This is a genomic window from Acinetobacter calcoaceticus (genome assembly GCF_016508255.1).
GTDB lineage: Bacteria > Pseudomonadota > Gammaproteobacteria > Pseudomonadales > Moraxellaceae > Acinetobacter > Acinetobacter calcoaceticus_E.
Genome location: NZ_JADVKT010000007.1, coordinates 61,926 through 81,795, shown reverse-complemented (window position 1 = coordinate 81,795; position 19,870 = coordinate 61,926). Strand labels below are relative to the sequence as shown.

The 19,870-nt window shown below is 41.0% G+C and carries 16 protein-coding genes; 2 read left to right on the top strand and 14 right to left on the bottom strand.

The annotated features are described in order from the left end of the window. Window positions 1-231: 231 nt before the first annotated feature. Window positions 232-1,461 carry a beta-ketoacyl synthase N-terminal-like domain-containing protein gene (locus tag I5515_RS13925; RefSeq protein WP_199967885.1) on the bottom strand — a complete coding sequence of 410 codons (1,230 nt, stop codon included), beginning with the start codon at window positions 1,459-1,461 and terminating at the stop codon, window positions 232-234. Between the two features lie 678 nt (window positions 1,462-2,139). On the opposite strand from I5515_RS13925, the gene I5515_RS13920 reads away from it, so the two are divergent. Further along, window positions 2,140-2,424: a hypothetical protein gene (locus tag I5515_RS13920; RefSeq protein WP_199967883.1), complete on the top strand. Its 285-nt coding sequence runs from the start codon at window positions 2,140-2,142 to the stop codon at window positions 2,422-2,424. 616 nt (window positions 2,425-3,040) lie between these two features. Here I5515_RS13920 and I5515_RS13915 read toward each other — a convergent pair. The 9 genes from I5515_RS13915 to I5515_RS13875 form a co-directional block, all read right to left on the bottom strand. Beyond that, complete coding sequence (locus tag I5515_RS13915; protein WP_199967881.1) at window positions 3,041-3,616, bottom strand: DUF4126 domain-containing protein; 576 nt, start codon at window positions 3,614-3,616, stop codon at window positions 3,041-3,043. Between the two features lie 122 nt (window positions 3,617-3,738). Further along, entirely contained in the window at window positions 3,739-3,873 is a 135-nt protein-coding gene (locus tag I5515_RS13910; protein WP_004640417.1) for a zinc ribbon-containing protein, read from the bottom strand. Window positions 3,874-4,011: 138 nt separating this feature from the next. Next, window positions 4,012-4,863: a DUF4435 domain-containing protein gene (locus tag I5515_RS13905; RefSeq protein WP_199967880.1), complete on the bottom strand. Its 852-nt coding sequence runs from the start codon at window positions 4,861-4,863 to the stop codon at window positions 4,012-4,014. Continuing rightward, entirely contained in the window at window positions 4,856-6,112 is a 1,257-nt protein-coding gene (locus I5515_RS13900) for an AAA family ATPase (protein WP_199967879.1), read from the bottom strand. Before I5515_RS13900 ends, I5515_RS13905 begins: the two co-directional genes overlap by 8 nt. A gap of 349 nt (window positions 6,113-6,461) precedes the next feature. Beyond that, window positions 6,462-6,728: a hypothetical protein gene (locus I5515_RS13895; protein WP_199967878.1), complete on the bottom strand. Its 267-nt coding sequence runs from the start codon at window positions 6,726-6,728 to the stop codon at window positions 6,462-6,464. Between the two features lie 160 nt (window positions 6,729-6,888). Then, window positions 6,889-9,495: a Fe/S-dependent 2-methylisocitrate dehydratase AcnD gene (gene acnD / locus I5515_RS13890; protein WP_199967877.1), complete on the bottom strand. Its 2,607-nt coding sequence runs from the start codon at window positions 9,493-9,495 to the stop codon at window positions 6,889-6,891. Continuing rightward, on the bottom strand, window positions 9,495-10,652 hold the full coding sequence (gene prpC / locus I5515_RS13885) for a 2-methylcitrate synthase (RefSeq protein ID WP_199967876.1): 1,158 nt from the start codon (window positions 10,650-10,652) through the stop codon (window positions 9,495-9,497). The genes acnD and prpC overlap by 1 nt, the downstream gene beginning before the upstream one ends. A gap of 232 nt (window positions 10,653-10,884) precedes the next feature. Then, window positions 10,885-11,769, bottom strand: a complete 885-nt coding sequence (gene prpB, locus I5515_RS13880) for a methylisocitrate lyase (protein ID WP_003655707.1) — start codon at window positions 11,767-11,769, stop codon at window positions 10,885-10,887. Further along, entirely contained in the window at window positions 11,762-12,472 is a 711-nt protein-coding gene (locus tag I5515_RS13875) for a GntR family transcriptional regulator (RefSeq protein ID WP_003655709.1), read from the bottom strand. Before I5515_RS13875 ends, prpB begins: the two co-directional genes overlap by 8 nt. Window positions 12,473-12,987: 515 nt before the next feature. Between I5515_RS13875 and I5515_RS13870 the strand changes: the two genes are divergently transcribed. Then, window positions 12,988-14,202 carry an aromatic amino acid transaminase gene (locus tag I5515_RS13870; protein WP_003655711.1) on the top strand — a complete coding sequence of 405 codons (1,215 nt, stop codon included), beginning with the start codon at window positions 12,988-12,990 and terminating at the stop codon, window positions 14,200-14,202. A gap of 48 nt (window positions 14,203-14,250) precedes the next feature. Here the strand turns inward: I5515_RS13870 and dld are convergent, their stop codons facing one another. The 4 genes from dld to lldP form a co-directional block, all read right to left on the bottom strand. After that, window positions 14,251-15,957 (bottom strand): D-lactate dehydrogenase, encoded by a 1,707-nt coding sequence (dld, locus tag I5515_RS13865; RefSeq protein WP_199967875.1) that lies wholly within the window; start codon window positions 15,955-15,957, stop codon window positions 14,251-14,253. Between the two features lie 295 nt (window positions 15,958-16,252). Further along, complete coding sequence (lldD, locus tag I5515_RS13860) at window positions 16,253-17,404, bottom strand: FMN-dependent L-lactate dehydrogenase LldD (RefSeq protein WP_199967874.1); 1,152 nt, start codon at window positions 17,402-17,404, stop codon at window positions 16,253-16,255. Continuing rightward, window positions 17,401-18,153: a transcriptional regulator LldR gene (lldR, locus tag I5515_RS13855; protein ID WP_199967865.1), complete on the bottom strand. Its 753-nt coding sequence runs from the start codon at window positions 18,151-18,153 to the stop codon at window positions 17,401-17,403. The genes lldD and lldR overlap by 4 nt, the downstream gene beginning before the upstream one ends. A 19-nt stretch (window positions 18,154-18,172) precedes the next feature. Continuing rightward, window positions 18,173-19,840 (bottom strand): L-lactate permease, encoded by a 1,668-nt coding sequence (gene lldP, locus I5515_RS13850; protein ID WP_199967863.1) that lies wholly within the window; start codon window positions 19,838-19,840, stop codon window positions 18,173-18,175. Window positions 19,841-19,870 lie beyond the last annotated feature (30 nt).

The window sequence follows — 19,870 nt, the reverse complement described above, 5'->3', positions numbered from 1 at the left end:
ATTGCAACTTAGCGTAAATCTATTTAAGCCATAAAATATTTTCATAAAAAACCAAATAATTTCAAACAACTACACACATAAAAATTAACAAATTTAAGAGTAAAAACATTCACTTCTACGTTGTTTGTGAGATAGCGTCTTTCATAAAGTAATTAATTCCCACCACTTATCAAAATGTATGCAAGACCTATTTTATTGTTTTTATCAGGCTCACATATTTTCGAGTTTAAATTATCCTTCCCATTTTCTAAAAACAAGACAGGTATTTACGCCACCAAAACCAAAGCTATTACTCATGACTGTTTTTAGTTCGGTTTCTCGGCTCGTTTGGACAATATCGAACTTTTTAGCTTCTTCGCGCAATTCGGTAATATTAATACTCGGCGCGATAAAGTTATTTTGCAGCATTAAAATAGAATAAATGGCTTCGTGTACGCCGGCTGCTCCTAAACTGTGCCCAGTCATAGACTTGGTTGAACTGAGCGGCGGTACTTTTTCACTGCCAAAAGCTCTTTCTATGGCTAATAGTTCGGGAATGTCGCCTGCTGGCGTTGAAGTGCCATGCGTGTTGATATAGTCGATGGTGTCTGAGCCGTTTTGCTTGGCTTCTGCGAGTGCCAGTTTGATGCAACGGGTCGCGCCTTCACCACTTGGGGCCACCATATCGGCACCGTCACTATTTGCAGCATAGGCAACCACTTCTGCCAAAATTTTTGCTCCGCGCTTTTGAGCATGACTTAAAGATTCCAAAACCACCATGCCGCCGCCGCCAGCGATTACAAAGCCATCGTTATCTTTTGAATATGGTCTTGAAGCTGTTTCAGGCGCATCGTTATATTTAGAGCATAAGGCGCCCATCGCATCGAATATTGCTGTTTGAGACCAGTGGTCTTCTTCGCCACCGCCTGCCAACATGAGGTCTTGTTTGCCAGAAGCAATGAGGTGAAATGCATATCCAATTGCATCTGCCGAAGTTGCACATGCACTGGCAATTGATTGAGAAATACCTTTTAGATTGAAAGCATTTGAAAGGTTAGAACTAATGGTATTTGTAAGATAACGTGAAGCTAAATAAGGAGATACTTCTCTTGCCCCTTGGTCTTTTAAGGTATAAAGCATCTCAACAATTGAAGCGGTCGAAGATCCGCCTGTTCCCCCAATAATTCCATATTTAGCGTTATTGGCAATATCACTCACATTGAGCTCGGCATGTCGCACGGCATCAACCGCAGAGTTGTAGGCATACATCGCGCAAACGCCCATGTGTTTTTTTAACTCTGGATCAATATTTTCAAAATCCATTTCGGCAGTGGCGCTCACGTGACTTCGAAAATTCAGTTTTTCATAGACATCGTTATAGTGAATGCCCGAGCGACCCGCTTTTAAGGACTCGGTTACTGTCTCTAATGTATTTCCAATACAAGAATTAATTCCCATACCTGTGATGACAACTCGTTCCATTCTTATCTCTATAAAAACGACAAAAATAGATCTTAACAATCAAGTTCTTTTTTGGAACTGGCAAAATATTTCTATATTTATTATTTTTTCTCATCGAATATAAATAAAAAGTTAATAATAATATTGTTATTTTAAAATCTATTTAGTTTTATTATTAAATCAAAAATATTTTAAATATTAAATTGACGTAATTAAAATCACCGATTATTATTTCGTTGCTGGCCTACATTGCCAGACGGTTTTGACAGACCGTAAGCTCATAGCGGATTGTAGTTCTACTATAATTCGTTAGACCCTTGCGTCCCCTTTCTTTGCGGTAGGACGGGAGGGGGACGCCCCGTGCGTGCTGGGTCTATGAGCTCCAGTCTGTCAACCCCCTTTCGTTCTACCACCATAATCAATTGACGGTGACTTGGTGGTAGGACTCCATTTTTTAAGGAGTTGACCATGGCATTTTTCAAACTCATTTTCTCTCTTATTTAACTATTTTATTGATTTAAAATTTGGGTTTTTACGCCTTATTTTTTTAAATTTATAAACTAATTTTATTTTAAAATTTTAATTATTTTATTTTCCTGTGTGTTTAGGAGGATTAATTATTATTTAAAAAATTATTTTAAATCTCAAAGTCATTATATTTTTATTTTAGTTAAAGACATAAATAATCATGAGAATAATATGAAAATTTATAAACCGCTTTTGGCTTTAAGTTTCATAGTTGGCAGCTACGGCGTTTCGGTTTACGACCCAGAGACCCATCAGGAGTTTGAAAAAATTTGCCTGTCAGGTGGACACACCAAGACCAGTTGTGACTGTATTTATCAGCGACTTGAACAAGCTTACTCCCCTAAGCTCATGCAACGCCTAGAACATGTCAGTTTGCAAAGTCCTGTTCTCCCACGGGACTTTGCCCCTACTTTTTTCAGCGTCATGCAGCGTTGTGACAAAAGTAGTCTGGGCTAAGCTGGCTTAGCTCTTTATCTCTGTGTCGCAATGGGGTTTTACTTTAAATCAGCGCAAAAAATTAAAGTCTGTTGTGGCACGGGGGCCAGAGTTGAATTCAAAATAAGATATATAAAAGGCGATCTTGTACGTTTTAACCTACAAACTTTTAGGGATTTTGCGGATTGGCGACTCCCTGCTTTTTTCCTATGATGAGTTCATACAGGAACAGGATGTTCCAGAACACAAAACAACAATAATAGGTTCATGCACTAGGAGCGTGAGATACGACAGGAGTCATATCTAGCAACCAAATACGAAAAAGCCCAACAGGATGTTGGGCTTTTTTTATACCTGAATATTGAGAAATTTTAGGGGTTAAATGGGTTAATTATTTCTCAATGTACGTTTTAACCTACAAACTTTTAGGGATTTTGCGGATTGGCGACACCCTACTTTTTCCCTAATATGAACTCATACAGGAACAGGATGTTCCAGAACATAAAACAATAATAATAGGTTCATGCACTAGGAGCGTGAGATACGACAGGAGTCATATCTAGTACCCAAATACGAAAAAGCCCAACAGGATGTTGGGCTTTTTTTATGGTCATTTAAAAATAATATTTACACTAAGCTATAGCGGGCTATGTACCTGTTCTTGCTTTTTCTTCTGTATCCAACGAACTGCCCAAATAACCGCAATCAGCACCACTATTGCAACAAGCGCGGGCACTAACATGGCCGAAACCGAAAGTAAGATTGCTCCAATCCACTCAACTGTCGCAACGATAAAATTCCCTAAGCCACCAGTGGTTGCAGTTGAAACACCACGTGCAGCAACGGTACTCATTTGCACCACGCCAGCCGTACCACCGCCCACAATAATCGCTGCTGCCCAACCTGCAAACTGCGACATTTCCCCACTGCTGACCGCCATCGTGGTGAGCGTGCCCGCGATCATCGCCGCAGGGGTCGCAATTGTGTCTAAGGCATTATCGACCCAAGGAATATAGTAGGCTGCAATTTCACACACCGTTGCCACAGCTAAAGCCAAACAAACCGATGGTAAAGCTAACCACTCGAAACCTTTCGATGGCTCAAACCATCCCATCATGGTTGCAATGCTCATAACCAGCAACGGCACAAACACACGAAAACCGCAGGCAGCGCTCAACCCCACGCCAATACATAAACCCAATATTGTTTCCATAACGGTTTCCTTTTCATGCCCATCACGGGTCTTGTTATGTAAGTCTTATTTTTAAACTAACAAAAAGCCCCATCGGGTGACAGGGCTTTTTGTTAAATGCGAACGCAAATATTATTTCATTCTTAACGTTTAAATTCGGTGCAATAGCATTTAGTGCACGGTGGTAAACGATCTGTATTAATTTCTAGAAACACTCTCTGGCCACATTGAGCGCAGAAATAGAAGCCTGTTCCGGGTTTTTCGCCAGCTGTTACCATGATTGTATTCCTATAATCGTATAGATATTAAACAGGAATATAACCCAGTTAGACTGATTGTCAATTGTCCATTTCGCCCGATGATGATGGCATAAATGCAAAAAATGTTATTTGTACGATATATCTTACAAAATCTATCTACCCCACCAATGAGAATTGTTCATGATAATGTGCATAATGTATGTGTTCTGAATTAAAACAGTTTTCAAATGCGCTCATCAATAAGGCTAAAAAAGTCTCCGAAGAACATTGAATTTTTCCTGCCTTAGTTGATGATTTCAACTTTGCACTTTTCAGCGTTACCAACCTATGTGCAGCAGAAAAATAGAAATGACCATTTAATAAATCTAGATAGTCTTTATTTAATGCATTTACTTTCTCTAATAATTCCGTCAATTCATCTTCATTTATTATCAAATGTATTTTTTCCAAATAGTTATCTATTTTTTCTGAACAAAGGAAAGCTGAGTTTTTAGATACCATAAATCTATCTGCATTTGTAGGAACCACAGAAACACCACTTTCTGTCAACTCATTATGGATTCCAAATAATATTAGTTTTTTTATTACGGAGTTAATGTTTAAAAGCCAATCATCAAATTCATTTCTTTCAATTTTTGAGTCAGGTAATAAACTCAGCTTTTTAACCACATAGAATAAAGTGTTTTTGTCTATTAGCGTATTTTCTATTGAATATCCAGCGGTTGTTAATACACTTTTACCATTTAGTCCTTTATCTAAAAAACTATCGTAGTCTAGATCCTTTGCAACAATAAAATCTACAGTTTCATGCTCAATTTTTTTGATATAAGGTTGAAGATTTTCCTTTCCACCAACATCCTCAATATAAATATTTAAATTAGTAAATTTTTTGAACAGAAATTCCCAAAAAGGAACGTCATCCTGACCTTCAACATAAATAACTTTATCAACTTGATGAAAGGCATTTAGAAGGTTAAGAGCATCAAGTGAATAATCTAGACTAGACATTAATCAATTTCTCCATATCAAAAATTGACTCTTTATATCTAGAAGCAACTTCTGGAGAATGAGTAGCAACAATTATTTGAGAATTCGGATTTATTTTTCTAATTGCAGGAATGATTTGACGTTGCCATGCAATATGTAAAGACAACTCTGGTTCATCAGCCATAAATATATGCTTATTCCCTTTTTGCAATAATGCTTCAATCATTAATATGATTAATTGTTTTTCTCCAGATGAAAGCTTTGAATGTTCAATAACTCCTAAACTATTTTCAATAATCAAACGCCCAGAAATGAAGCTAAATTTTTTATCTGGTATAAAATTTTGTATTATCGATAAAAACAAATTGATTTGAGAGTAAATAGATTGTGTTTTATCTTTGGCTGCTAGTGATAAATCAATGATTTTTCTTGTTTTACGAAGTGCTTCCAAAGACTTAATATCAATATTTTTTTCAGGTCTATTACTCTGAATTTCATCCATTGTCTCAGCAATACTAGATACATGGAATTTTATTTTTTTTCTAATAGCGGCATCATAAGAACTTAATTGTTCATAAGCTGAAATCAATCTCTCTTGTTCAGCTTCCTTATCAAAGTATAGATTCAAAGCTTTTTGCTTCGCATCTTCTTCACTATATAAAATTGATGCTAAAACATTTTTTTGTAGATCCTTAGCAACTATCTGAGCCTCTTCTGCTAATGCTAATTGGAATTCTGTTAATCCTGCTAAAGCTTGTGATAGTCTATAATCAACTGGTGATAAAAAAACAGCACCATGTCTATCTCTCACTTCGTATTCATCATCATTTCTTAGTCTATATACCGATAATGACGAAACTGAAGTTAAACTAAACATTTCATTTCGAACATCCATTGATTCCTCTGATATTCGACGTTTTTGCATCTGAGAAATTCTACGTTCATCCAAATTTATTAGTCTAAATTTATATTTTTTGTTTGAAATTTGGTATTCAATAATAGGGAAGTTAAAATGCTCGTCTTCAATTTTTTTAACGATGATTGTCTTTCTTTGTTTACTCTCATTTTTTAATAGTATTTTGGCAGATCCAAAATCATTCTCAACTAAACCAACGGGATCAACCGTTAAAATAGCATGGAGAATATTCATAAATGTAGTTTTTCCAGTACCATTTCTACCAATAATGATATTTACATCTTCATTAAACTCACAACCGACATCAAATCTATGCCAAAAATCGCTAATGTCCACACGTTCAATCTTATACATTCTTTAATCCATAACAATTATTATTAAAACCCCATAATCAAGATAGGGCCTTTTAGAATAATTTTCAATCAGTTATAGACTAAATATTAAGCCACTTAGCCTTCTAAAAAATATTCCAAAATTTCATTTTGTACGATTTATCTTACAAACTTTTAGGGATTTTGCGGATTGGCGACTCCCTACTTTTTTCCTATGATGAGTTCATACAGGAACAGGATGTTCCGGAACATAAAACAACAATAATAGGTTCATGCACTAGGAGCGTGAGATACGACAGGAGTCATATCTAGCAACCAAATACGAAAAAGCCCGACAGGATGTCGGGCTTTTTTTTATATAAAAAACTACTTTAAAAAAAATACATTCGAATCAAATTTCCCGCAATAAGCATAAGAATTAAAGCTGCTAAACCTGTCAACGAATTGAGTATTATTTTAGCGCTATCTGATAAGCTTGATTTATAAATTCTAAGATTTATACCATAAGCAATCCCAGCAAGAGCTCCGCCAATAGCACCTCCAACCAATATAAGTACGAATGGCCAGCCACATAATAGATGCGCTTTAATTGGTAACTTCTTCTCAGATTGATTATCTAGTTTATTTGTTGTTTCCAATTTTTGATCCTTTTTTATATGGATATTTTTCTAAAAAAACCTATTTTAAATGCAATTTTTTATGAGGCCATCAACTCTTTTTACACAATATATAGTAAAAAACCCCATCATCAAGATAGGGCTTTTTTTAAACAATATCAATTACTTTAAGATCAAAGTATTAAGCCACTTGACCTTCTAAAAAGTCTTGCGCAAAACGCTGTAATACACCGCCCGCTTCATATACAGAAACTTCTTCTTCTGTATCTAAACGGCAAGTCACAGGCACTTCCACAATCTCTTCTTTACCGTCCGCTGTAGCACGTTCAATCACTAAAGTTAAAGTCGAACGCGGCGCGATATTACCAATTACGCTATAAAGCTCTGTACCATCTAGTTTTAAAGTCTTGCGGTTTACACCCGCTTTAAACTCAAGTGGTAACACGCCCATACCCACCAAGTTAGTACGGTGAATACGCTCAAAACCTTCTGCCACAATTGCTTCAACACCTGCAAGGCGCACACCTTTCGCAGCCCAGTCACGACTTGAACCCTGACCGTAGTCAGCACCCGCAACAATGATTAATGGCTGCTTACGGTTCATGTAGGTTTCAATCGCTTCCCACATACGCATGACTTCGCCTTCTGGCTCTACACGCGCTTTTGAACCTTGTTTGATCGTACCGTCTGAACGAACTACCATTTCGTTATAGAGTTTCGGGTTAGCAAATGTTGCACGTTGTGCTGTCAAATGGTCACCACGATGCGTTGCGTATGAGTTGAAGTCTTCTTCTGGTAAACCCATTTTGTGAAGATATTCACCCGCAGCCGAGTCCATCAAAATCGCATTTGAAGGCGACAAATGGTCGGTGGTGATGTTGTCACCCAAAATTGCAAGCGGACGCATGTTCGCTAAAGTACGCGGTGCAGCCAACGCCCCTTCCCAATATGGTGGACGGCGAATGTAAGTACTTTGTGGACGCCAGTCATAAAGCGGACTTTCGGCCTCTACGGTTACGCCTAAATCAAACATTGGAATGTAGACTTTACGGAACTGTTCAGGCTTCACAGCTTGTTTTACTAATGCATCAATTTCAGCGTCTGATGGCCAGATGTCTTTGAGGTAAATCGGCTTACCTTCTTTGTCATGACCTAACGCATCTTTTTCGATGTCAAAACGAATCGTACCTGCAATTGCATACGCCACAACAAGCGGTGGAGATGCCAAGAACGCTTGTTTTGCATATGGATGGATACGACCATCGAAGTTACGGTTACCAGAGAGTACTGCTGTTGCGTACAAGTCACGGTCAATAATTTCTTGTTGAATGACTGGATCTAACGCACCCGACATACCGTTACACGTCGTACAAGCGTAAGCCACAATGCCAAAACCAAGTTGTTCTAAGTCTTTTAGAACACCTGCTTCTTCAAGGTAAAGTGCAGCCGCTTTTGAACCCGGTGCAAATGATGATTTCACCCAAGGTTTACGAACTAAACCTAGCTCATTTGCCTTACGTGCCAACAAGCCCGCCGCCACAGTGTTACGTGGGTTAGAAGTGTTGGTACATGAAGTAATTGCAGCAATAATGATTGCACCATCTGGCATTAAGCCATCAGAACGGTTTTCAACAACGCCTGCAATGCCTTTTTCTTTTAGGTCAGCAGTAGAAACACGCGCATGCGGGTTTGATGGACCAGCAATGTTACGTGTTACTTTTGATAGGTCAAAACGAAGTACACGTGGGTACTCTGCTTTGGTCATGTCAGTTGCCCAAAGGCCAATTTCTTTTGCGTACTGTTCAACCAGTGCCACTTGAGCATCTTCACGACCTGTTAGGCGCAAGTAGTCAATCGTGTTTTGGTCGATGTAGAACATCGCAGCCGTAGCACCATATTCTGGTGTCATGTTTGAAATGGTTGCACGGTCGCCCACAGACATGCTGTCAGCACCTTCACCAAAGAACTCAAGGTAAGCACCGACTACGCGCTCTTTACGCAAGAACTCAGTTAAAGCAAGTACGATATCTGTTGCTGTAATACCAGCCTGACGCTGCCCTACAAACTCAACACCAATAATGTCTGGCAGACGCATCCAAGACGCACGGCCTAACATCACGTTTTCAGCTTCCAAACCACCAACGCCCACAGAAATTACGCCCAAAGCGTCTGTATGTGGTGTGTGTGAGTCTGTACCAACGCAAGTGTCTGGGAATGCTACGCCATCACGCGCCTGAATCACCGGAGACATTTTCTCTAGGTTAATCTGGTGCATAATGCCGTTCCCCGCAGGGATCACGTCAACATTTTTAAATGCGGTTTTAGTCCACTCAATAAAGTGGAAACGGTCTTCGTTACGACGGTCTTCAACAGCACGGTTTTTTTCAAAAGCGTCTGGGTCAGCACCACCGAATTCCACGGCTAAAGAGTGGTCGACAATGAGCTGAGTCGGTACAACTGGGTTGACTTTAGATGGGTCACCGCCTTTGTCAGCAATCGCATCACGCAAACCTGCAAGGTCAACCAAAGCAGTTTGGCCTAGGATGTCATGACACACCACGCGCGCTGGGTACCAAGGAAAGTCCAAGTCCTGACGGCTTTCAATTAACTGCGTTAAATAGGCAGTTAAGTTCTCAGCATCGGCACGGCGTACCAATTGCTCTGCAAGTACTTTAGACGTGTAAGGCAGTTTTTCGTATGCGCCTGGCTGAATATCTTCAACGGCTTGACGCACGTCGTAATATTCAAGCTGGGTTCCTGCCAGCGGTTTACGGTATTTTGTGTTCATTAACCACGCTCCGCCAATGGTTTGAATTTGAGGTTTTCAGGGCCTGTGTAGTTCGCGCTTGGACGAATGATTTTGCCGTCTTGGCGTTGTTCAATCACGTGAGCTGACCACCCTGCTGTACGTGCAATCACGAATAATGGTGTGAACATTGCGGTTGGAACACCCATTAAGTGATAGCTCACAGCACTGAACCAGTCGAGGTTCGGGAACATGTTTTTCGCATCTTTCATCACTGCTTCTAAGCGTTCAGCGATTAAGTACATCTTGGTGTTCTCTTGTGCTTGTGCCAAGTCATGTGCCACTTTTTTGATGACTTCGTTACGTGGGTCAGAAATTGTATAGACTGGGTGACCAAAACCAATCACGACTTCTTTATTTTCAACACGTTTACGAATGTCTGCTTCTGCTTCGTCTGCGTTGTCATAACGTTGTTGAATCACGAATGCAACTTCGTTTGCACCACCGTGTTTAGGTCCGCGAAGCGCGCCAATACCACCCGTAATTGCCGAGTACATGTCAGAGCCTGTACCTGCAACCACACGTGATGTAAATGTTGATGCGTTGAACTCGTGCTCAGCATACAAAATAAGCGATGTATGCATTGCTTCAATCCACTCTTCAGATGGTTTTTTGCCATGAAGTAAGTGTAAGAAATGCGCTGCAATTGAGTCGTCATCAGTTTCAGTTTCAATACGACGACCGTTGTTGCTGAAGTGATACCAATAGAGCAACATTGAGCCTAAGCTTGCCATTAATTTATCAGCAATATCTTTTGCGCCCGCTTCGTTGTGGTCTTCGTGCTCTGGTGTTAAACAACCTAAAACTGAAACACCTGTACGCATTACATCCATTGGGTGTGCAGATGGCGGAAGTTGCTCAAGTGCAGTTTTAAGTGCTGCTGGTAAGCCACGAAGCGCTTTTAATTTTGCTTTATAGGCTTTGAGTTCAGCTTTGTTTGGTAATTTGCCATGTACGAGCAAGTGCGCAACTTCTTCAAACTGGCTACCCGCTGCAAGGTCAAGAATGTCATAGCCACGATAGTGCAAGTCGTTACCGCTACGTCCTACGGTACAAAGTGCTGTGTTGCCTGCAACTTGTCCGCTAAGTGCAACTGATTTTTTTGGTTTGAAGCCTGTTGTTGTTTCATTTGAGCTCATAAGATTGTCCTTTCCTATCTATCTGAATTTATTTATTAAACACGACGGAGTCGTACCATTTTCACTTCTTATTTCAGGATTAACCACTTCGTCTTGCGCCTCGTCAAAGCTTTAACCGCTTTGACTTGCTCAGGTTCGCCTTACTTTTCACGGATGAAAAGTAAGCAAAAATCCTTGTTGGCCTCACGATAGCCAAGACCATCGCTTCTCCTTCGTTTAAAAGAGGGCTTGTTTATTTCTTTTTAGCAAATGCGTTGTCTAAGTAGTCTTCAAACGCATAGTAATTAATGCGTTCATATAACTCTTTACGCGTTTGCATAATATCAACCACGTTCTTTTGTGTGCCTTCTTTACGCAAGGTTTCATACACAGTTTCGGCTGCTTTGTTCATGGCACGGAAAGCAGAAAGCGGATAAAGCGCAAGGCTTACATCGGCAGATGCTAACTCTTCAGTGGTAAACAGTGGTGTAGAACCAAACTCTGTGATGTTTGCCAAAATTGGTGCGCCAGTTGTTTGAGCAAATTGCTTGTACATATCAAGCTCAGTAATCGCTTCAGGGAACAACATATCTGCACCTGCTTCAATGTAGGCACCTGCACGGTCAATTGCAGCTTGCAAACCGTCTACAGCCAAGGCATCGGTACGTGCCATAATCACGAAACTATCATCACCACGCGCATCAACCGCTGCTTTAATACGGTCAACCATTTCTTCTTGAGTCACAATGGCTTTGTTCGGACGGTGACCACAACGTTTTGCGCCCACTTGGTCTTCAATGTGCATTGCCGCAGCACCAAACTTGATGAGTGCTTTTGTTGTACGGGCAATGTTAAATGCAGAAGCACCAAAACCGGTGTCAGCATCGACCAATAATGGAAGATCACATACATCGGTGATACGGCGTACATCGGTCAACACATCATCAAGGTTACTGATTCCCAAATCAGGTAAGCCTAAAGAACCAGCGGCTACACCACCACCTGATAAGTAAATCGCTTTATAACCTGCACGTTTTGCCAAAAGTGCATGATTGGCGTTGATGGTTCCAACCACTTGTAATGGCTTTTCTTGGGCTACTGCATCGCGAAATAGCTGACCTGCGGATTGTTTAGCCATTGTTATGTTCTCCTTGTGCTTGTAGCAGTGTTTGCTCAATAATTTTGTAAGAAGCATTGATATGTCGATGCATGAGCAGCTCGGCAAGTTCACCATCGCCTTCTGCAATTGCATCTAAAATACGGATGTGTTCGTCCCAAGCTTTGCTCGGTCGATCGGGTGTGTTTGAAAACTGAATTCGGTACATGCGAATGAGGTGATAAAGCTCATCACATAGCATTTTTTCTAAGGTTTTATTGCCACTACTTTTGATAATGCAGTAGTGAAAATCATCCTGCCCTTCTTGCAAGTAATATCCTTTACCTGCTTTAAAATTTTCATCTTCAGCATGCATACGTAAGACATCACGTAGCGCCAAAATTTGCTTTTTATCAATATGCTGTGCAGCAAGTTTGCAAGCTAAACCTTCTAAAGACGCTCGAATCTGGTAAAGCTCTTTAAACTGTTGCAGTGAGAGCGAAACCACTCTTGCTCCCACATGTGCAGTGCGCTCAACGAGTTTTTGACCTTCAAGACGATGAATCGCTTCACGCAAAGGCCCACGGCTAATACCATAAGTCCGTGCCAGTTCAGGTTCAGATATTTTGCTACCTGCCGGAATTTGACCCAAAACAATAGCCGTCTGTATTTGTTTAAATACATTCTCGGTCAGTGTTCTACCCTGACTTTGTAGAGGCTCTGGTGCGAAGGTCAAATCTTGCATATTGTCGACAATTTTTAATCAATTATGGCTTTTATAGCGGTATGAATGAAAAAAATCAAGGTGATTGTTGACACTTTAGAGAACGCACTAGGTCAATTTTTATAGATTAGCCTCTTATTTCACCTTATATCTAAACTATTACACCCCTTGCCAATTAGTGTTTATAAAACAGTTGCTTAATATTATTTTATCTATAGATTTATGGCGCTTTCTCTGTTGCTTTTCGGCCGCTAATCTTTTGTTTCAAACTTTAGTCTACAACCAATGTATTACAGCAAGATTGTAGACAATCTGCTTGAATGAAAGCATGAGTTATAAATTAGTATCTATTTACCGTAATTTCTTTTAAATCTTTTTATCATTTTCATCCAGAAAATATCGATATTAGTGAAATTATCAGGTGCTTCACGGTAGCTTTATTGGTACATTATTGAGCATCGACATAGTTGTGACGTATTTTTCGAAACAGAAAAAACCGAACACTATGCATATTGTTGAATGAAAGGACTTTTTTAATGTTTCAACATATCCCCCCATACGCAGGCGACCCAATTTTATCTTTAATGGAACAGTTCAATGCTGATACTCGTTCTGAAAAAGTAAACTTGAGTATTGGTCTTTACTATAACGAAGACAGTATTGTTCCTCAGTTAGAGACCATTATTGAGGCGCAAAAGCGTATTGAGCCGAAGAACGGTAAAACCAAACTTTATTTGCCAATGGAAGGCTTCAAACCTTACCGTGAAGCAATTCAAGCACTTTTATTTGGTGCAAACAGCCCAGCAGTTAAAGCTGGCCGTGCTGTAACCATCCAAACACTTGGTGGTTCAGGCGCATTGAAAGTTGGTGCTGACTTCTTAAAAACTTATTTCCCAAATTCAGACGTTTGGGTAAGCCAACCAACTTGGGATAACCACGTTGCGATTTTCAATGGCGCTGGCATCAAGACGCATTTCTACCCATATTTCGATAACGAAACTCGTGGTGTAGATTTTGACGGTATGTTGTCTACGCTTAAAACTTTGCCTGAGCAAAGCATTGTTTTATTGCACCCATGCTGCCATAACCCAACTGGTGCTGACTTAAACCCAGCGCAATGGGATCAAGTGATTGCAGTATTAAAAGATCGTAACCTTATTCCTTTCCTAGACATCGCTTACCAAGGTTTTGGTGACGGTATGGAAGAAGATGCGTATGCAATCCGTGCTTTAGACCAAGCGGGTCTAAACTTCATTGTGAGCAACTCATTCTCTAAAATCTTCTCTTTATATGGTGAGCGTGTTGGCGGCTTAACTTTCGTATGTGACGATGCAGAAGCTGCTCAGTGCACATTCGGTCAGTTAAAAGCGACTGTACGCCGTATTTACTCTAGCCCTCCTACAACAGGCGCTTGGTTAGTTGATGAAGTGTTAAATGACGCTGAACTTAACCAACAATGGCAAGGCGAAGTGAAAGAGATGCGTGAGCGTATTATTAAAATGCGTAGCATCTTGAAAGACGAACTTACTAAAGCGTTACCAGACCGTGACTTTAGCTACCTTGTAAACCAAAAAGGTATGTTCAGCTACACAGGTTTAACTGCTGAGCAAGTGGATATCTTGCGTGAAGAATATGCAATCTACTTAGTACGTAGTGGTCGTATTTGTGTAGCAGGTTTAAACATGAACAATGTTTACACCGTTGCTAAAGCAGTTGCAGAAGTGCTTGCTAAATCAACAGAAGCTGCATAAAACCTCTATTAAAAAAGGCGCTTCGGCGCCTTTTTTTATATCTCGATATTAAGATTTTGCTTTGCCCCAATACTTAAGTTTTGAGGTATGCCCAATCCCCACATTAAAGCTGTTGGTTGGGTCTAGTTTTTGGTAAAAATTCGCTAAAGCAGGTTTAGCAATATACAGATGCCCAACATTATGCTCTGCCGGATATTCAGCACGGCGCGCATCCAGCAACTTCCACATTTGATGTTCCATTTCTAACGGATCATTGCCCTTTTTAAGAATATAGTCTTGATGGAAAACATGACAAAAGAAATGCCCGTAATAGAGTTTATGGATAATATTTTTTTCCATCTCGGCTGGCAATTGCTCTACCCATTCTCTGTCATTACGACGTAACGCAATATCAAGCGCAACAATATCTTCAACTTCACTACGGTGTGTATCGCGATAACGAATTGCCGCCCCTGCAATCGCAAAGCGGTGTAAGAATGCTTTTCGACCTTCTTCTTCACTACATACGAAATAGCTACCTGACTGATGCACTGCAAAATATTCTTTTAAAAACTGCTCGGTCTGAGCTTTTGAATTATTTTCAACACGCAGCACTAAATGGTGCTCATAAAGGTCTCGATATTCCGTCATACGCTTTGGCAAGTGGCTCGGTAAAAAGAACGTAATGGCCTGTAAAATATGATCAGTTAAGCCTTTTATTTTAAATCTTTCTAAAAAGCCATCGACTTTATCTTTCATTGCAAAAGCTTTTGGAACATTGGCTGTGCCGAACTTTTCAATAAACAAAAAGGTGTCTTTTCCGTACTTTTCACCAATCAGATAAGCATCTCGGTGAATATATTCACCCGCAATCGGTAAGCTTGGCAGTGAAGTGAGTAAATAACGGCGAATGGCTGTTAAATCATCTGCATCATTACTACCAATATAAAACACATTACTTTCTACTTTTTCATAAGTATCAAGGCGCACAGCAAACACACAGACTTTACCTGCCGAACCCGAAGCCTCAAATAAACGTGACGGGTCTGCATTAAAACGCGCAGGTGTATCTTCATCGACCTGAGTCACATCGTGTGCATAACGATGGTCCGATGCCTGCTTTTCACCATCATCTAAAATATCTACAGCTTGGTATTGCTGCTTCTCTAAGCACGTCAAGATTTCTTCAGGAGTCGAACCTAAATTCACACCTAAATGATTCACCAGTTCTAATTGACCGACAGAATTCACCTGAGCATATAACGCCAGTTCCGTATACGCAGGGCCACGGCGTACCAATGCACCGCCCGAGTTATTACACACACCGCCAAGTACTGATGCACCAATACAGGATGAACCAATCACCGAATGCGGTTCACGGTCGTAGCCTTTTAAAATTTGCTCTAAATTATCTAAAGTCGCACCCGGTAAACAAATCACTTGCTTAGCGTCTTGAATCACTTGAATGCCCTTTAAACGGCGCGTACTCATGACCAACACAGGACGATCATAATCATCGCCATAAGGTGTTGAACCACCAGTGAGGCCTGTATTGGCTGCCTGCATAATCACAATACAGTCTGCATCAACTGCAGCTTGAAGCACCTGCCATTGCTCTAGCAATGTGCCCGGCACCACCACAGCAAGTACTTTCCCCTCACCAAAACGACGACCTTGGCGGTACTGACGTGTACTTTGATCATCGGTCAAAACATGAGAGCGCCCTACAATATTCTGTAAACGTTCAATCACTACTTGAGGAGAAAATATTTGCATGATGGTTTCCTTTTGGTCATCCATTTATCAAATTAGACCAATACGACGGAGTCTTACCGTTTGTAATTTATAATTTAATTAGCTCATTCTCTAATTCGAATCAGCCCTATATTTACTATCGTGGGGCGGCAGGGATGCCGCCTGTTGAGCAACTGTACAAGGAAGTACTGTTTGCTCAACAAAAGGTTTTTGGTTACTTTTGACCTTTCAAAAGTGACAAATGCCTATACCTAAAACATTAGCAAATCACCAAATTTTGAGGCTGTGCTTACTGCTTCACTTAAAAAATTATTTATTAAAAGCCTTGCTTCATCGCCTGTACTAAACAATCCGCATTAATATCCTGAATCGACTTAGCACCCGTGAGCGTCATCGCAACACGCATTTCCTTATCAATCAAATCAAGTAAGTTCGACACACCTTGCCCACCTGCTGCTGCCAAGGCATATACAAACGCACGACCAAGTAAAACAGTATCAGCACCGAGCGCCAACATACGTACCACATCTAAACCATTACGAATGCCTGAGTCAGCCAAAATCGCCAAATCACCTTTAACTGCATCAGCAATTGCAGGCAATGCACGAGCAGATGACATCACACCATCTAACTGACGACCACCGTGATTTGACACCACAATGCCATCTGCACCAAAACGCACAGCATCTTTAGCATCTTCAGGGTCTAAAATGCCTTTAATCACCATCGGGCCATCCCAAAATTCACGGATCCACTCAAGGTCTTTCCATGAAATCGATGGGTCAAAGTTCGAACCCAACCAACCAATATAGTCTTCAAGTCCAGTCGGTTTACCTAAATATTTGGAGATATTGCCCAAGTCGTGCGGACGTCCCATTAATCCCACATTCCATGACCAATGCGGATGGAACATGGACTGCATATAACGGCGCATCGCAGCATTTGGCCCACTCATTCCCGAATGTGCATCACGGTAACGTGCACCTGGCACAGGCATATCTACAGTAAACACCAGTGTTGAACAACCTGCCGCTTTTGCACGCTCCAAAGCATTACGCATAAAACCACGGTCGCGTAATACATAAAGCTGGAACCACATTGGACGATTAATTGCAGGTGCAACTTCTTCAATCGGACAAACCGAAACCGTTGAAAGTGTAAATGGAATACCCTTTTTATCGGCTGCCATCGCGGCCTGAACTTCACCGCGGCGCGCATACATGCCTGTTAAACCGACAGGAGCCAATGCAACCGGCATCGACAATGTTTCATTAAACAGTTTTGTCTCTAAACTTAACGCTGACATGTCATTGAGCACACGTTGACGCAATGCAATTTCTGACAAATCTTGTACGTTACGCTTTAAGGTATGTTCCGAATACGCTCCACCATCAATGTAATGAAATAAAAACGGGGGTAAGCGACGCTGTGCCGCAGCACGATAATCATTGCCAGAAGAAATAATCATTTTGAATCAACTCTATTTAAACGGTTTGCACGTTTCTGACGAGCTTCGTCTTCATTCAGAGAACGCACATGATTAATCACAAATTCAATATGACCGCAGACAGCTTGGCGTGCGGCCTCGGGATCTTTACGATCGATCGCATCCATGACCTGAAAATGCTGCTCACTCAGCAAGTCACTATTTATTGGATCGTTATAAACTTTTTTACGTCCCAATAAGACGTTGTATTGCAGTAAATCAAACAGACTACGCATCATTTGAATCAGCACCACATTGTGCGATGCTTCTGCAATCGCCAAGTGGAATTCAGCATCCGCGACCGCAGCCTGAGCTGAGTCACCCGCATTTTGGTGGCGACTAATTTCATTAAAATAATGATGAATTTTGGCGCGGTCTTCGGGTGTTGAGCGTAATGCGGCATACCACGCAGTACCCCCCTCAAGTAATAACCGCGCCTCTTGTACATCAAAACGGTACAGCGGATCTTCTTCAATCAGATTGCTAATCGGGTTCACAATGAGTTGCTGTGGCCACTGTTCAGGTAACTGCTGAATATAAGTACCATCACCCCGACGGCTAGTGAGTACACCTTGACTATTGAGCTGCTGAATCGCTTCACGCAAAGAAGGACGAGAAACTCCCAAGCTTATTGCAAGCTGGCGTTCGGCAGGCAAACGGTCACCTTTTCTCATGTGACGTTCTTCAATTAATGCCTGCAATTTCATGACCACTTGATCGGAGATTCTCATCGCGTTTCCTTCACTCGAGTTATGGAATCATCCACGGAACCAGATAAGCCTGAACCGTAATAATGATGCCAACAAAGACCGTGAATATGATGCTATGTTTTACCGTGAAACGGAACAAGTCAGATTCTTTTCCAACCAAGCCTACTGCTGCACAAGCAATTGCAATTGACTGTGGAGAAATCATCTTCCCTGTCACACCACCACTGGTATTCGCTGCTACAAGCAATACTTCCGGAATACCAATCTGCTGAGCAGTGGTCGCTTGTAATGCGGAGAACAAAGCATTTGAAGATGTATCTGAACCCGTAAGGAACACACCAAGCCAACCTAAAAATGGCGAGAAGAAAGTAAAAGCATGACCCGTATGCGATAGAGCCAAAGCTAAAGTTGCAGATAAACCTGAATAGTTCGCAATAAAAGCAAAAGCCAACACCATACCAATGGAGTAAATCGGTGTTTTTAACTCATTTAGTGTTTCACCAAAGGTCGTTACTGCCTCACTCGCTTTCATTTTCAAGAAAATAGCAGTGATGATTGCAGCAATAAAAATTGCAGTACCTGTCGCAGAGAACCAGTCAAACTTATAAATCGCTTCATATGGTTTCATCTCTGACACAATCGGCGGCATTTTTTCGACCAATTTATGCAAGTACGGCACTTCAAGTTTAAAAATTAAATGTTCCAGTGCCCCATCTTTTGCAAATAATGCTTTAAACGGCTTAACACTCCAGATGGTTACCATGACCGTTAAGATTGCAAATGGAGACCACGCCTTAGCAATTTTCCCAATGCTATAACGCTGAATTATTGTAGGTTGCTGAGCTAGAGTTTGACCAGCTTCGGGTTCAAAGCGGAAAATATGTTTTGGTTGCCAGAAACGGAACAACACAGTCAGGCTGATCAATGAAGCAATTGCCGCAGTAATGTCAGGTAACTCAGGGCCAATAAAGTTAGATGTAAGATATTGGGCAATCGCAAAAGCACCACCACCAACGACGACCGCAGGCCAAGTTTCCTTAACACCACGCCAGCCATCCATAATCGCCATGATCCAGAACAGCACAATTAGCGTTAAAAACGGCAACTGACGACCCACCATCTGGCTAATTTCCATGGTATCTACACCAGAAACCTGCCCTGCCACAATAATTGGAATACCCATTGCGCCAAATGCCACTGGTGCAGTATTTACAATCAAACATAAACCGGCAGCATAAAGAGGTTTGAAACCTAAACCGACAAGCAATGCAGCAGTAATTGCAACAGGAGCACCAAAACCTGCCGCCCCTTCAAGGAAAGTACCAAAGGCAAAACCAACAAGTAACATTTGTAGTCGCTGGTCTTCAGTAATCGACAAAATGCTTGAGCGAATAACCTCAAACTGGCCTGTTTTTACCGAAATTTTGTATAAAAAAACTGCCCCAATAATGATCCATGAAATTGGCCATAAACCATAGAAGAAACCATAAATAATAGAAGCAAAGGCCATTTGACCCGGCATTTGATAGAAAAAGAGAGCAATCAATAATGCAATAATAACTGTGCCCGTACCCGCGATACTGCCTTTTAGACGGAAAACAGCCAATGCCAAAAAGAAGAAAATAATCGGGATTAATGCAACTGCACTGGACAGCCAAATATTATTTAAAGGGTCATAAAGTTGTTGCCACATATTGAGCATTGTCATCTCCTTGAAATGCTGGGGCGAATTTTTTTG